Below are 13,933 nucleotides of genomic sequence, written 5' to 3'. Positions count from 1 at the left end.
GGAGGGCTTGCCGGGATGGTTGTGCCTGCCATTGAATTGGCGGACAAATCGGCGGTGAGGCCTCGGGGCGAAGCGGACTCGATAGAATCGGAGCATGAACGCGCCTACAGACGACAACACCCCTTCGAAACCCAGCAATTTCCTGCGCGGCATCATTGACCGCGACCTGGAGCAGGGCACCTACGCCAGCCGCCGCTGGGGCGGCTCGCCGGGCGACGCCGCCCACCACGAGCAGGGGCAGCCTGACCCGGCCAAGATTCGCACCCGTTTCCCGCCGGAGCCCAATGGCTACCTGCACGTGGGCCACGCCAAGAGTATCTGCCTGAACTTCGGCCTGGCGCGCGACTATGGTGGCGTCTGCCACATGCGCTTTGACGACACCAACCCCGAGAAGGAAGAGCAGGAATACGTCGACGCCATCCTGGACGCCGTCAAGTGGCTGGGCTTTGGCTGGGACTCGAATTTCAATGGCCAGGCCGAGAGCCACCTGTACTACGCCAGCAACTACTTCGACCACATGTACCGCGCCGCCGAGTACCTGATCGAAGCCGGCCTGGCCTATGTGGACGAGCAGACGCCTGAAGAGATGCGTGCCAACCGCGGCGACTTCTCCACCCCCGGCAAGGACAGCCCCTTCCGCAGCCGCACGCCGCAAGAAAACCTCGCGCGCTTCCGCGAGATGCGTGACGGGAAGCACCCGGACGGCAGCATGGTGCTGCGCGCCAAGATCGACATGGCCGCGCCCAACATCAACATGCGCGACCCGGCCATCTACCGCATCCGCCGCGCGACCCACCACAACACGGGCGACAAGTGGTGCATCTACCCGATGTACACCTTCGCGCACCCCATCGAAGACGCGCTGGAGCAGATCACCCACTCCATCTGCACGCTGGAGTTCGAGGACCAGCGCCCCTTCTACGACTGGCTGGTGGACCGCCTGGCCGAAGGCGGCTTGCTCAAGCAGCCGACACCGCGCCAGTACGAATTCGCGCGCCTGAACCTCACGTACGTGATCACCTCCAAGCGCAAGCTGAAAGCTTTGGTGGACGAGAAGCATGTCGAGGGCTGGGACGACCCCCGCATGCCCACCATCGTGGGCCTGCGCCGTCGCGGCTACACGCCCGAAGCCATCCAGCTGTTCTGCGAGCGCATCGGCGTGAGCAAGGCCGACAGCTGGATCGACTACAGCACGCTGGACATCGCCCTGCGCGACGACCTGGAGCACAAGGCCCACCGCGGCATGGCCGTGCTCGACCCTGTCAAGCTGGTGCTCACCAATTGGGACGAGGTGATGGGTAATGGCCATCTGGAGCCTTGCTCGCTGCCTGCGCTGCCCCACCCGCCGGAAGGCACCGAGTCCCCCGTGCGCCAGTTCACCATCGGCAAGGAAGTGTGGATCGAGCGCGAGGACTTCGAAGAAGTGCCGCCCAAGGGCTACAAGCGCTTGTTCCCTGGCAACAAGGTACGCCTCAAGGGTGGCTACGTGATCGAGTGCACCGGCTGCGTCAAGGATGCGGATGGCCAGGTCACCGAGGTGCTGGCCACGGTGGTGCCCGACACCAAGAGCGGTACACCCGGCGCAGACAGCGTCAAGGTCAAGGCCGCCATCACCTGGGTGGGCGTGGCCGATGGCGTGGCCGCCGAGGTGCGCCTGTATGACCGCCTGTTCACCGACGCCCAGCCCGATGCCGGCGGCAAGGACTTCCTGGCCAGCCTGAACCCGGAGAGCAAGAAGGTGGTCACGGCTTACGTCGAGCCTTCGCTGGCGCAGGCACATGCCGATCAGAAGTTCCAGTTCGAGCGCCACGGCTACTTTGTGGCCGACCGCAAGGACCATGCACCCGGCAAGCCCGTTTTCAACAAGATCACGGGCATGAAGGACGGCAACTGGGCGAAGTAAGCGCGCCCCGAGGCCCGTCTACCGCCTTGCCCGCATGCAAGCCCGGCTTCTGCGCTACGCCCTGATCTTCGCGGGTTGGGTGTCGCTGGGCCTGGCTGTGCTGGGTGCCATCCTGCCGGGCCTGCCCACCACGCCTTTTGTGTTGCTGGCGGCCGCCTGCTTTGCCAAGGGCTTGCCGCGCTGGCATGCTTGGTTGTTGTCCAACCGATGGCTGGGCCCCATGGTGCGGGACTGGGAGGCGCACCATGCGCTGCCCTTGAAAGTGAAATGGCTGGCCAGCGGGATGATGAGCGTCATGGTGGGCTTGTCGGCCTGGCGCCTGGCGGGCCGGCCTGGTTTGCAGGTGCTGATCCTGAGCCTGGCCTTGATCGGGCTGATTGTGGTCTGGCGCATCCCGACGAGGCGTTAGGCGGTTTGCCCTTGTGCCCGCGTGCAGCGCTAGTCGCCGCCACAGCCTCCGCCACAACTGCTGCCGCTGTCCCCGCCGCCGCCATCTCCCGATCCGTCACCACCACTGTCGTGACCGCCGCCGTGCCCGTGGCCATGGCTGTTGTCGTGCCCATCGTGGTTGCCGCCATCGTCCAGGCCGCTGGTGCCGCCGTCCACGCTGGCGTCCGAGAAGTCCCCGCCGCAGTAGGTCGCGCCGCCATCTCGCGTCAGGTCTTCGCGTTGGACGCCGCTGCAGTCCGCCACATACATGAAGCCGTGGGCGATGCCGAACTTGCGGTCCAACGCGAACAGCAGAGGCAGGCGTGAAGGCTTGCGCGGGTTGATGTGCTCTTCCCGGCAGGCATGGTGCCAGGTGCGCCGTAAGCCCTCGTTGCTCAAGCGGGCCTGCCGCAGCACGACGGCCGGCGTGTGGTGCAGAAAGCGCCCGAAGGCCTGGCGGCAAAAGGCTTCGTAATGGCGTGTGTACAGAATGAACTCGTGCCAGAGGTCATCGGCCACCTGTGAGGGCATGGACACGTACTGGTAGCGGCTGTGGTGGTAGGCCAGGAAGAACTGGCGCAGGCCCTGGCTGACCAGCTCCATGTCTCTTTGCGTCAGTTGGGGGTGCCTGGCGATCACCTTGCTGAAAACACCCTTGGGGAAGTTGAAGTGGCGGATGTGTGCTTCCCGGCGCTGCACCCGTTGGCGTTGCCAGAACAACATGGCCGTGACGCTGCTCAGCGCCAGGGCCAGTGCGAACCATGTGTTCATTTGAGCGTGCTCCCCCTTTGTTTGTTGGCCCTCCATGATGCCTGTTTGGCAAAGGGGGAAGGGTGCCGATCAGGCCTTGCGGCTCAAACCTTGCGGCTCAAGCCTGGCGACTCAATGGCACAGCCGGGAAGTCCACCGGCACCGCCAATGCCACGTTCACGTAGTTGGTGAACAGGTTGAGCGCCACATGCGCCAGGATCTCGGCGATGTGCTCGTCGTGAAAGCCTGCATCATGCAGTGCCTGCACGTCTTGAGTCGTGACCTGGCCGCGATCGTGTACGAGCTTGATGGCGAAGCGCAAGGCCGCAGCGGTGCGTGGGTTGCCCGATTCGCCCTGCTGCGCGGCGCGCATGGCTTCAGCAGACACACCGGCCTTGCGGCCCAGCGCGGTGTGCGCGGCCAGGCAATATTCGCAGGCATTGCGGTCGGCCACGGCCACGGCGATCTGCTCGCCCAGTTGGGTGTCGATCGAGCCTTTGCCCAGCGCGCCGAAGAAGCCCCACATGGCCTGCAAGGCGGCGGGCGAGTTGGCCACGGCCTTGAACATATTGGGGGTGGCACCGAAAGCCTGCTGGATCTGTTGCAGCAGGGGCTGGCTGGCGGCGGGTGCTTGTTCAGCCGTCAGAAGCGGGAGTCGAGCTGGGTGGTTCATGGTCTGGTCTTTCCTTGGTTGAAGGCCCGTTGATGCGGTGATGCGTCGGTGGTGGGCGAAAGGCACATCGCTGTGCACAAGGCCAGTTTCTGGTTTGTGGTTGCACTGATGGATGCATTTAATCCATGAAATCAACCATATCGTCCAGGTGAGGGCATCCAGAAATGAACGTCCATGAGTGAAGCAAGCGCGAGCAATGAGCTGGACCGACTGTCCTCCCTGCTGGAGCGCTTCAGCGTGCGGGCCCACATGTTCCACAACGGGCCGCTGTGTGGTGTGACGCACTTTGCCGCACAGCCCGGCCTCGGCTTTCTGCACGTGATGCGGCGCGGCACCATGACGGTGACGCACAAGGCCCGAGGCGGCGTGGCCCGCAAGCTGGCGGTGACCGAGCCCAGCCTGTTGTTCTACCCGAGGCCCCTGGCGCATGACTTCCACAACGCGCCCACCGAAGGCGCCGACTTCACCTGCGCCACCCTGGCCTTTGATGGCGGTGACATGCACCCGCTGGTGCGCTCGCTCCCGTCGCTGATCGTGTTGCCGCTGTCTCGTGTCGACGATGTGTCGCAGACCCTGTCGCTGCTTTTTGGCGAGGCCGAGCATGTGCGTTGTGGCCAGCGCCTGGTGGCCGATCGCCTGTTCGAGGTCTTGCTGCTGCAGGTGCTGCGCTGGCTGTTGAGCCATCCTGAAGAGGGTGGGGTGCAGGCCGGTTTGCTCAACGGCCTGTCGGACCCGCGCCTGGCCAGGGTGCTGGTGGCCATGCAGGAACGGCCGGGCGAGCTCTGGAGCCTGCCGAGCATGGCCGCGTGCGCCGGCATGTCGCGCAGTGCCTTTGCCGCCCTGTTCAAGCAGGCGGTGGGCGAGACACCGGCTGACTACCTGATCCAGTGGCGCCTGAGCCTGGCGCAAGCCCAGTTGCGGTCAGGCCGCTCGCTCAAACAGGTGGCCGACGAGCTGGGCTACGCCAATGCCTCGGCCTTGTCGCGCGTGTTCACACAGCGCGTGGGCACCTCGCCCCGGGCCTGGCGCAAGCAGTTCGATCCGGCCTGAGCTGGGCCCCGAGTGCCGACCTCACAGGCCCTTGAGCTTCAAGCGCGCGGCCTGTTGCACATAGAAGGCCACGGGGTCTGGTGCCTCCTTGCCGATCAGGCCCAATACCTGGTTGATTTCGTCCAGGTGGTTCCAGGGGTAGTCGTCGCGCAAGACCTTGCCCCAGTGCGCCGCGCAAACCGGCACCAGGCCATCGGTGGCCACGCCGGGTGTGCTGGCGGCGGCCTTCGCCAACACCGCATCCGAGATGTCCCAGCCATTGGTCTTGGGCTGGTTGCCGGCGATCGAATAGAACAAGGTGTTGCCGACTTTCTCTGCGCCTTCACCGCAATAGGTCGTGGGTTTGCCGGCCGGGAAGCGGGCATTGAAGGCGGCGGTGTTGGCGGCCCAGGCCTGCAGGGCCACGGGGTCTTGCGGCAGCTTCGAGTTGCCCGACGCCCAGCCGATCACGCTGCCAAAGGCCGCCACGACCTTGCTGTAGTTGGTCAACAGGTCACCCAGGGCGTTGCTGCCTTGCATGGCGCTCAGGTCATGCGGCGAGCCGATCGAGGTGATGCTGGCCACCATCTCGGGCGCCACTCCGTGTACATAGCGGGCAGTGGGGCCACCCTGGCTGTGGGCCATCAGGTTGAAGCGCGTGTAGCCCGAGGCGGCGGCCCATTCCTTCATCTGCTTGAGCAGCTGTTCACCGCGCACGTCGTTGTCATTGAACGAGGACACCGAGGCCACATAGACGGTGGCGCCATTGCGGCGCAGCTCTGCAGGCACCTGGTAGAAGTAGTCGATGCCCAGGATCGAATCGAAGCCCGCCATGCCGTGCACCAGCACGATGGGGTAGCGGGTCTTGGCCGTGGTGGAGGTGGTGCCTGCGTAGCAGCCGCTGCTCAGTGCAGCCGAGCCGATCAGCGCGACGCCCAGGATGAGCCGCTTGAGCAGGGTGGTGGTGGAAAAGCTTGTCATGGTCCCGGTCCTTTCAAGTTGAATGGTGCGAGTCCGGCGCACCCGAATGGGCGCGGCGGCAATATTGTTATATTGCATAACAATATGCGTGAATGGACCACGCCGCAACATCAGGGCTTCCACGGGGAGGCCCTGGGACAGGGGGATGGGGACCTACTGGGCGCTTATTCGGCGCTCTTCTTGGCAGCGGGCTTGCGCGGGCGGCGAGGGCGGGCTGCCGCCTTCTTGGCAGCAGGCTTGCCCGTGGTGGCCGCATCGTCAGCCTGGGCTGGCGCCGGTGCCGGTGTGGCGGCTGCTTGAGCCGCGGGCTCGGCCGCTTCCTTGGGGGCCTTGGGCTGTTTGCTGGAGGCCACGGGTGCCGCTTCGGTGGTGCTGGCGGCTTCTGTGTTGGCCGGTGCCTCAGCCTCACCACGCTGCCTGCCGCCACGCCCACGTTGGCCGCTCTTCTTGGCTGCGGGCTGACGGTCGCGCTGGCGGCCTCGGCCCCTTTCGCCTCGCGTGCTGGTGGCCTCGTCCGATGCGGGGTGTTGCACCTCCACGGCGTCTTCCACCTCACCCGTTGGCGCCACATGGTGAGCCGGCACCGAGCCATCTTCCACGATGACCTCGGCCACCAGCACCTCTTCCACCACCGGCGCCGTCACAGGCTCGACGCGCTGCGTGGCCTGGCCGCTGCCTCGCGACACATAGGCGCCGGACTTCTCGTCACGGCCAAACTCCAGCAAGCCGCGCTGCTGCGCTTCTTCCAGCAGGTTGCCGAAGGTGCGGAAGCCGTAGTAGTTCTCGTTGAAGCCGGGGTTGCGGCGCTTGATGGCTTCCTTGAGCACCGAGGCCCACACGCGGCCGCCTTCGTCGCGGTCGGTGACCAGGGCTTCGTAGGTCTCCGCGGCCATCTCGATGGCCTTGGTGCGGCGCTTGTCCATCTCTTCGCGGCGGCGGCGGTCTTCCTCGGGCGAGCGGCGTGGCTGCTGGTCGCGGTTGCCTTGTCGCGCAGCCTGGCGCTGGCTTTCGCGCACCAGGTCGTCGTAGAAGATGAACTCGTCGCAGTTGGCGATCAGCAGGTCGGAGGTGGAGTTCTTCACGCCCACACCGATCACGTACTTGGCGTTCTCGCGCAGCTTGGACACCAGCGGCGAGAAGTCCGAGTCACCCGAGATGATGACGAAGGTGTTGACGTGCGACTTGGTGTAGCAAAGGTCCAGCGCATCAACCACCAGGCGGATGTCGGCCGAGTTCTTGCCGGACTGGCGCACATGCGGGATCTCGATCAGCTCGAAGTTGGCCTCGTGCATCGCGGCCTTGAAGCCCTTGTAGCGTTCCCAGTCGCAATAGGCTTTCTTGACGACGATGCTGCCCTTGAGCAGCAGGCGCTCCAGCACGCGCTTGATGTCGAACTTGTCGTAGTTGGCGTCGCGCACGCCGAGTGCGACGTTCTCGAAGTCGCAGAACAGCGCCATGCTGATGTTGTCTTGTGGGAGGGCCATGTTGTCTTGTCTTTCTTGTGTTGGGTGGCTCGGGTGATGCGGCGTCAAAGCAGGCCGGCATCGACGAGGTACTGACTGGGGCGCCGGCGCTCGCACAGGATGGTGAGGCGCTGGCGGGCACGCGTCATGCCCACATAAAGCAGGTTGCGATTGTCCGCGGTATTGCCGCCGATGGCGAATTCGCCCTTGTTGAGGCCCGGCATGATCACGTGGTCGAACTCCAGGCCCTTGGCGGCCTCGATGCTCGACAACACCACGCAATCCTTGCCGCGCATGCCTTGCTGGCGGATCTCGCGCTCGTTCATGGCGCGGAAGAAGGATGCCACATTGTCGAAGGTGGCCGCCGAGGCGATCAGGCCCTGGATGTTGGCGCTGACCTGTTCGATGTCACTGGCCTGCACCATCACGCGCGCGGCCAGGGTCTGGGGTGACAAGGCCTGCACGAAGCGATCGAGCAGCACCTCGGTGGTGTTGACGCTGGCGATGCCAATCGCCGCTTCGATGCGGTGGCGCACCTGGGCGCTGGCATTGCGCAGGATCTGGTTGTTGAGGAAGACGCCGACCAGATCAGGTGCGTGGGCCACTTCCTTGATGGCGTCAAGCTGGGCCTTGAGGCGGTCTTCCGGGCTGTCCTGATCGCTCTCCACAAACGAGCCCGCGAACATCAGCATCGCCTGCAGGATGCGCACGCGCGTGTCGATCTGCTCGATGCCGGCGAAGCTGTCTTGCGCGCAGGCGATCAGGCCGCGCACGAACAGCACCTCGGGGCGCATCAGGTAGGTGTCGAAGCCGCTGGTGCGGTAGTCCACGCCCTTGTCGAGCAGGTGGTTCTCCAGCGCCACGGACTGATGCGGCTGGCGCAGCAGGATGGCCAGCTCCGACAACGTGGACTGAGGCGCCAGCCCCGTGCGTTGGCGGATCAGCTCGATGATGTGCCAGTTGGCTTCCCTCGGCTCTTCCAGCGTGATCAGCTTCACATCGGTCTGGATGCTGCTGAGGGACTCGTACGCTTTGTTGGACAGCCGGCTGACGGACGCGGCGAGGGTGGGGCCGAAGCGGTAGGAGGCGGTGAGCGGCAGGCGCTCGGCCGGGCCGATCTCGCGCTCGAAGGTGTCGGCCATGAAGCTGGCGTCGGCGCCCGCCACGGCATGGATCACCTGGTCGCGGTCGCCCACACCCACGAAGGCGGTTTGCGGGTTCTGGGCCAGCAGGTGGCGCAGCACCGTGAACATCGCGCGGTTGGTGTCGTGCATCTCATCGACCAGCACCAGATGCAGGCCCAGGGCCAGCGGTGGCGTCAGGTCGACAAAGGCATCTTCACCCAGCAGCATGCAGGCCAGGTCGTAGGTGGCGTCATGCGGCGCGCGGAAGGCCGGGTGATCCGGGTGGCCGCCGCGGCGGATGGCTTCATACGCCCAGAAGACGCGCAGCGTGAGGTAGTCGTGCCCCAGCTCATCGGCCAGGGCGGGGGTGAGCACCTTGTCGGCGGCCTCCATGGCCCACTGCAGCGTGCCTTTGAGGCGGGCAAAGGCGTTGAGCAGGCTCTCGACCATCACCTCGCCATTGCCCTCCACGGCGAACTCGTCCGAATGGCGTTCGTCGGGGTTGAGCATGACGCGCTCGATGGCTTGCAGCACATAAGGCTTGAGCTGCTCGGGCTTGTCGTGGTGGTGCACGTTGCCGCCTTCGATGTGCTGCAGGCGGGCGCGGCAGAAGTCGTCAAACGTGCGGATCTTGAGGCGGTTGCGCACCGCCGCGGCCACGCCGATGCGTTCCAGCGCCTTCTTCATGGCCAGCACGGCGGCGTCCGTGTAGGTCAAGGCCAGGATGCGGTCGGGGTCGGCGCCACGGGCCAGCGCTTGCGCCAGGCGCAGGGCCAGGGTGGTGGTCTTGGCCGCGCCGGCATTGGCTTCAACGATCACGCGCTTGTGCCGCCCCAGCTGGATGGCCAGTTGCTCGGGCGTGGGCACGATGCCCTTGGGGGTGAAACGTTGGTCGTCGCTCATGGGTGTTGGCGGTGTGGGGCGCTGAAGGCTTGGCGAAGCGGCTCAGTCGGCCTGTTCGTCAGCGGCATCGTCATCGGCGCGGCGCCCGCTGCCCTTTTTCTTGCTGCGTTCGGCCTTCTTGCGCTGGCGCTCGGCTTCGGCCTCTGCGGCCACCGCGGCCCACTGTTCGAACTCGGCAGGCGTTTCCAGCGTGATGCGGCCCAGGATGGCGCTGCGGAAGTCGTTGAGCACGATCTCGGCGGCCTTCTGCAGGTTGACGCGCCCGCCGGTCATCACGGCACCGCGCTTGCGGCCGATCTCGGCCAGCAGCACCTCGTCGTGCAGCGAGGGGATCTCGTTGACCTTGTCCAGCTTGTAGCGCGCCGCCAGCAGGTGGGGGTAGGGCCCCTTGAGGCTGGTCAGCAACTCCAGCGCCACTTCTTCTTCGTCATAAGCATTGCGGCCCACGGCGCCGCTGGCCGCCAGGTGGTAGCCGCCTTTTTCGATCGTGATCTTGGGCCACAGCATGCCGGGCGTGTCGAACAGGTAGAAGTCACTGGCCAGGTTGATGCGTTGCTCGATCTTGGTGATGCCGGCTTCGTCACCTGTCTTGGCGGCCTTCTTGCCCACCAGGGTGTTCATCAAGGTGGACTTGCCCACATTGGGGATGCCGCAGATGAGCACGCGCAAGGGTTTGTCCATGCCGTGGCGGTTGGGCGCGAGTTCGCGGCAGGCCTTGATCAGGCGCTGGGCCGGGGCGGTGTCGCCGGCGTCCAGCGCGATGGCCTGCGTGCCTTCCTGCGCGTTGTACCAGGCCAGCCATTCGGTGGTGCGTTCGGGGTCGGCCACGTCCTGCTTGTTGAGGACCTTGAGCTTCTTGCGCGTGCCCGTCAGCTCGGCCAGCATGGGGTTGGCGCTGGAGCCAGGCAGCCGCGCATCGAGCATCTCGATGACGACGTCGATCTCCTTCATGCGTTCGATGATGGCTTTCTTGGTCACGTTCATGTGACCGGGGAACCATTGGATGGCCATCGGCTTGTTCTCTTCTTTCTGGTGCGAAATGGGGGCACGGCGGTGCCAGCGCCAATTGTCCTTGGAAAAGGGGTTGGAAAGGCGCCAGGTGTGGTGTCTGGCGTGGCGTCTGAAGTCGTGGTGGCCCCTGAGGGTGAATCCGCGCCGGCGCGGGCATGCCGTGATGTGAGAATCAGCAGCAACCACAACCGTACCGATCAGGAGTCCCGTTTGATGTTCCAGCGCCTTGTGCCTACGCGTTCAGCCATGTGGTTGAGCACACCCTTGAACGCCCTGGCGACGGCGCTGTTGGCCGTGTCGTCTGCTGCGCTGTTGACCGCCACCGCCCACGCCGAAGAGAAACCCAAATGGGAGCTGGGCCTGGGCGCCACCGGCCTGAGCCTGCCCGATTACCGCGGCTCGGACGAATCACACGTCTACGCCTTTCCCATTCCCTATGTGGTGTACCGCGGGGATGTGCTCAAGGCCGATCGCGAGGGCGCCCGCGCCGAATTGATCGACTTCGGCGACAAGGCCCACGTGGACCTGGGGCTCAATGGCAGCATCCCCGTGTCCAGCACGAAGAACACGGCGCGGCGTGGCATGCCCAGCCTGTCGGGGGCCATCGAAGTCGGGCCGGCGCTGGAGGTGCATTTCTACCGATCCGCTGGTGACCAGGTGCGCCTGAAGATGCGCGTGCCGGTAACCTACGGTGTCACCCTCGGCAACGGCGTGGGCACCGATGGCTGGCAGGTCAGCCCCAACTTGAACCTCGACATCCGCAGCGTGCTGGGCTTCCAGGGCTGGAACCTGACCATGCTGGGTGGGCCCATCTATGCCACGCGCCAGCGCCATGCCTATTTCTACGATGTGGCCCCGCAGTACGCCACCGCCGATCGCCCGGCTTATCGGGCCACCGCGGGCTATTCGGGCGCGCAATTCATCGCCGGCCTGAGCAAGCGCTTTGACCGCACCTGGGTGGGCGCGTTCATGCGCTACGACAACCTCAATGGCGCCGTGTTCCGTGACAGCCCGCTGGTCAAGACGCGCAGTTATCTGGCGGGCGGCGTGGCCGTGGCCTGGGTGCTGGGGCAGTCGTCGGACATGGTCTCGGTGGACTGACAAGCCGTGGTCCAGCTGCGCACGATGGCGTCCACCTCGCGTGAATCCGTCAGGGTGCGGATCTGCGCGAAGGCCTGTTCGGCCTCAGGGTGGCGGCGGCGCAGGTAGTTGAGCCACTGCTTCATGCGGCCGGCGCGTGCGCGGGGCTCGATCTCGGCCAGTATCCGTTGCCAGAACACAGCCAGCAGGGGCTGCAGCTCGGCCCAGCCTGGTTCGCGCATGCCTTCAATGGGGCGGCCCTGGTCTGCCAGGATGGCCAGCGCCAGCCCCGGGTCGGCCACGATGCCGCGGCCCAGCATCAAGTCATCGCAGCCCGATGCTTCGCGGCAACGCCGGGCGTCTTCCACCGACCAGATCTCGCCATTGGCCACGATGGGGATGGACACGGCCGCACGCACATCAGCGATGCGGTCCCAGTAGGCAGGGGGCCTGTAGCCGTGGGCTTTCGTGCGCGCATGCACCACGAGTTCGTCCGCGCCGGCATCGGCGATCGCACGGGCGCAATCCTCGGCCTGGGTGTCATCGTTGAAGCCCAGGCGCATCTTGGCGGACACCGGCATGCTGGCGGGCACGGCGCGGCGCACGGCCTGCACGATGCGGTGCACCAGTTCGGGCTCTTGCAACAGCGCCGCGCCACCCCCATGGCGGTTGACAACCTTGGCAGGGCAGCCGAAGTTCAGGTCGATGCCGGCCGGGCCCAGCTCGGCCAGGCTGGCGGCATTCTCGGCCAGGCAGACCGGGTCCGAGCCCAGGAGCTGCGCACGCACGGGCACGCCCGCTGGTGTGCGGCTGCCATGGCGCAGCTCGGGCACCACGCGCATGAAGGCGCGCGCAGGCAAGAGCGTGTCCGTCACGCGGATGAACTCGGACACGCAACGATCGATGCCGCCCACGCGGGTCAGGACATCGCGCAACGCGAAGTCCAGCAAACCCTCCATGGGGGCGAGCAGGATGGCCATGTAAAGACTGGTAATAAGGGAACAACCGGGGCGCCAGTGTACGGATTTGTATGGGCAGGCATTCACAATGGGCTCTCATGGAACGCCAACCGCTTCACGAAAGCCATCGATGAGCACGACCGCGCACGCCCACCGCCCGACCCAGACCGCCACACGTCGATGGGAAGACCTGCCTGGCCCCAAGCCCTTGCCGTTCGTGGGCAGTGCCTTGCAACTCAAGCTCGACCAGATCCACCTCGATCTGGAACGTTGGGCACACCAATATGGCCCGGTCTTCAAGGTCAGGCTGGGGGCGGTGGATGTGCTGGTGCTGCGCGAGCACGAGGCCATCAATGCCGTGATGCGGGATCGCCCCGAAGGCTTTCGACGGCCCGCCAAGCTGGGTGAAATCGCGCGGGAGATGAAGCTCAAGCCCGGCGTCTTCAACGCCGAAGGCGCGCAGTGGTATGCCCAGCGCCGCATGGTGATGGCGGCCTTCTCGCCCAGCCATGTGCGGGCCTATTTTCCGTTGCTGTTGTCGGTGGCGCAGCGCCTGCAAGGGCGTTGGCAAAAGGCTGCCGTGGCGCACCAGCCCATCGACCTGCAGGCCGACCTGATGCGCTTCACGGTGGACGCCATCGCGGGCCTGGCCTTCGGCGCCGAAACCAACACGCTGGAGTCCGACGACGACATCATCCAGCACCACCTGGACAAGATCTTTCCGGCGCTGTTTCGCCGCGTCAACTCGCTGTTGCCTTACTGGCGCTGGTTCAAGCTCGCACGTGACCGTGATCTGGAGCGCAGCATCGAGGTGGTCAGCCAGGCCATTGATGGCTTCATCGCGCAGGCCCGTGCCCGCATCCAGCAAGACCCGGCGCGCGTGGCGCAGCCCACCAACCTGCTGGAAGCCATGATCGTGGCTGCCGACCAGCCCGACAGCGGCGTGAGCGATGCCGACGTGGCCGGCAACGTGATGACCATGCTGCTGGCCGGCGAGGACACCACGGCCAACACCCTGGCCTGGGCCATCCACCTGCTGCACCGCAACCCCGACACCCTGCGCCAGGCGCAGCAAGAGGCACAAGCGGTGGTGGGGCGTGACCTGTCCCAACTGACCATGGACCACATGGCGCAACTGCCCTACCTGGAGGCGGTGTGCCACGAAACCATGCGGCTCAAGCCGGTGGCGCCATTTCGGGTGGTGCAAGCCTTGCAGGACACCGTGGTGGCCGAAGTGGCGGTGCCCAAGAACACCATCATCTGGGGCGTGTCCCGCCACGATGCCCTGGATGCGGCCCATTTCCCGGAACCCGAAAAATTCCGGCCCGAGCGCTGGCTGGAGGCGGACGCCGCGGCGGCGAGCCACGCCAAGCGCGTGTCCACCCCATTCGGCGCAGGTCCGCGCGTCTGCCCCGGGCGTTACCTGGCCCTGGTCGAGATGAAGTTGGCGCTGGCGACGCTGCTGAGCCAGTTCCACATTGACGACGTGGCCACGCCCGACGGGCAGGAGGCCCGCGAGCTCATGTCCTTCACCATGACGCCGGTGGGTCTGACCCTGAATTTGTCACCAAATTTACCCTGATCCGGGCCTCAAGAAGCGGGTGGCCAGACCGATAAAAATCCATCCG

Annotated in this window: 12 protein-coding genes; 5 read left to right on the top strand and 7 right to left on the bottom strand. The window is 65.7% G+C overall.

The features are described 5' to 3' along the window. Nucleotides 1-94: 94 nt before the first annotated feature. A complete protein-coding gene (locus JY96_RS06010; protein WP_035035808.1) occupies nt 95-1,903 on the top strand; it encodes a glutamine--tRNA ligase/YqeY domain fusion protein in 1,809 nt (602 codons plus the stop codon). Between the two features lie 34 nt (nt 1,904-1,937). Further along, nucleotides 1,938-2,312, top strand: a complete 375-nt coding sequence (locus JY96_RS06005; RefSeq protein ID WP_052162190.1) for a YbaN family protein — start codon at nt 1,938-1,940, stop codon at nt 2,310-2,312. A gap of 29 nt (nt 2,313-2,341) precedes the next feature. Here the strand turns inward: JY96_RS06005 and JY96_RS06000 are convergent, their stop codons facing one another. Beyond that, nucleotides 2,342-3,103 (bottom strand): hypothetical protein, encoded by a 762-nt coding sequence (locus tag JY96_RS06000; RefSeq protein ID WP_200883438.1) that lies wholly within the window; start codon nt 3,101-3,103, stop codon nt 2,342-2,344. A gap of 97 nt (nt 3,104-3,200) precedes the next feature. Further along, complete coding sequence (locus tag JY96_RS05995) at nt 3,201-3,755, bottom strand: carboxymuconolactone decarboxylase family protein (RefSeq protein WP_035035806.1); 555 nt, start codon at nt 3,753-3,755, stop codon at nt 3,201-3,203. A 174-nt stretch (nt 3,756-3,929) separates the two neighbouring features. Here JY96_RS05995 and JY96_RS05990 point away from each other — a divergent pair, with 174 nt between their 5' ends. Beyond that, on the top strand, nt 3,930-4,805 hold the full coding sequence (locus tag JY96_RS05990; protein ID WP_035035804.1) for an AraC family transcriptional regulator: 876 nt from the start codon (nt 3,930-3,932) through the stop codon (nt 4,803-4,805). Between the two features lie 21 nt (nt 4,806-4,826). Here JY96_RS05990 and JY96_RS05985 read toward each other — a convergent pair whose 3' ends face one another. From JY96_RS05985 to ylqF, 4 genes are all read right to left on the bottom strand, one after another. Beyond that, complete coding sequence (locus JY96_RS05985; protein WP_035035802.1) at nt 4,827-5,765, bottom strand: triacylglycerol lipase; 939 nt, start codon at nt 5,763-5,765, stop codon at nt 4,827-4,829. 164 nt (nt 5,766-5,929) lie between these two features. Next, the gene (locus JY96_RS05980) at nt 5,930-7,249 is read right to left on the bottom strand and encodes an NYN domain-containing protein (RefSeq protein ID WP_035035800.1); all 1,320 of its coding nucleotides are present in this window, start codon (nt 7,247-7,249) and stop codon (nt 5,930-5,932) included. 44 nt (nt 7,250-7,293) lie between these two features. Continuing rightward, nucleotides 7,294-9,255: a UvrD-helicase domain-containing protein gene (locus JY96_RS05975; RefSeq protein WP_035035798.1), complete on the bottom strand. Its 1,962-nt coding sequence runs from the start codon at nt 9,253-9,255 to the stop codon at nt 7,294-7,296. A gap of 42 nt (nt 9,256-9,297) precedes the next feature. Continuing rightward, nucleotides 9,298-10,266, bottom strand: coding sequence for a ribosome biogenesis GTPase YlqF (gene ylqF, locus JY96_RS05970; RefSeq protein ID WP_035035795.1), 969 nt, complete (start codon nt 10,264-10,266; stop codon nt 9,298-9,300). Nucleotides 10,267-10,479: 213 nt separating this feature from the next. Between ylqF and JY96_RS05965 the strand changes: the two genes are divergently transcribed. After that, nucleotides 10,480-11,367, top strand: coding sequence for a MipA/OmpV family protein (locus JY96_RS05965; protein WP_235333865.1), 888 nt, complete (start codon nt 10,480-10,482; stop codon nt 11,365-11,367). Here JY96_RS05965 and JY96_RS05960 read toward each other — a convergent pair. Further along, nucleotides 11,298-12,326, bottom strand: a complete 1,029-nt coding sequence (locus JY96_RS05960) for a tRNA-dihydrouridine synthase (protein WP_081961070.1) — start codon at nt 12,324-12,326, stop codon at nt 11,298-11,300. The two genes, JY96_RS05965 and JY96_RS05960, sit on opposite strands and share 70 nt — an antisense overlap. Nucleotides 12,327-12,435: 109 nt before the next feature. Between JY96_RS05960 and JY96_RS05955 the strand changes: the two genes are divergently transcribed. Further along, nucleotides 12,436-13,887 carry a cytochrome P450 gene (locus JY96_RS05955; RefSeq protein ID WP_035035792.1) on the top strand — a complete coding sequence of 484 codons (1,452 nt, stop codon included), beginning with the start codon at nt 12,436-12,438 and terminating at the stop codon, nt 13,885-13,887. Nucleotides 13,888-13,933 lie beyond the last annotated feature (46 nt).

The sequence above is a fragment of the Aquabacterium sp. NJ1 genome, assembly GCF_000768065.1.
GTDB lineage: Bacteria > Pseudomonadota > Gammaproteobacteria > Burkholderiales > Burkholderiaceae_C > Aquabacterium.
Note: the sequence above shows the minus strand (reverse complement) of the source record. Positions and strands in the feature narration are given on the sequence as shown.

Bases quoted from the DNA above. Each gene is read 5' to 3' on its own strand.
- JY96_RS05965 (WP_235333865.1), top strand. From the start codon at position 10,480: ATGTTCCAGCGCCTTGTGCCTACGCGTTCAGCCATGTGGTTGAGCACA.
- ylqF (WP_035035795.1), bottom strand. From the start codon at position 10,266: ATGGCCATCCAATGGTTCCCCGGTCACATGAACGTGACCAAGAAAGCC.
- JY96_RS05960 (WP_081961070.1), bottom strand. From the start codon at position 12,326: ATGGCCATCCTGCTCGCCCCCATGGAGGGTTTGCTGGACTTCGCGTTG.
- JY96_RS06005 (WP_052162190.1), top strand. From the start codon at position 1,938: ATGCAAGCCCGGCTTCTGCGCTACGCCCTGATCTTCGCGGGTTGGGTG.
- JY96_RS05985 (WP_035035802.1), bottom strand. From the start codon at position 5,765: ATGACAAGCTTTTCCACCACCACCCTGCTCAAGCGGCTCATCCTGGGC.
- JY96_RS06000 (WP_200883438.1), bottom strand. From the start codon at position 3,103: ATGAACACATGGTTCGCACTGGCCCTGGCGCTGAGCAGCGTCACGGCC.
- JY96_RS05955 (WP_035035792.1), top strand. From the start codon at position 12,436: ATGAGCACGACCGCGCACGCCCACCGCCCGACCCAGACCGCCACACGT.
- JY96_RS05980 (WP_035035800.1), bottom strand. From the start codon at position 7,249: ATGGCCCTCCCACAAGACAACATCAGCATGGCGCTGTTCTGCGACTTC.
- JY96_RS05975 (WP_035035798.1), bottom strand. From the start codon at position 9,255: ATGAGCGACGACCAACGTTTCACCCCCAAGGGCATCGTGCCCACGCCC.
- JY96_RS05995 (WP_035035806.1), bottom strand. From the start codon at position 3,755: ATGAACCACCCAGCTCGACTCCCGCTTCTGACGGCTGAACAAGCACCC.
- JY96_RS05990 (WP_035035804.1), top strand. From the start codon at position 3,930: ATGAGTGAAGCAAGCGCGAGCAATGAGCTGGACCGACTGTCCTCCCTG.
- JY96_RS06010 (WP_035035808.1), top strand. From the start codon at position 95: ATGAACGCGCCTACAGACGACAACACCCCTTCGAAACCCAGCAATTTC.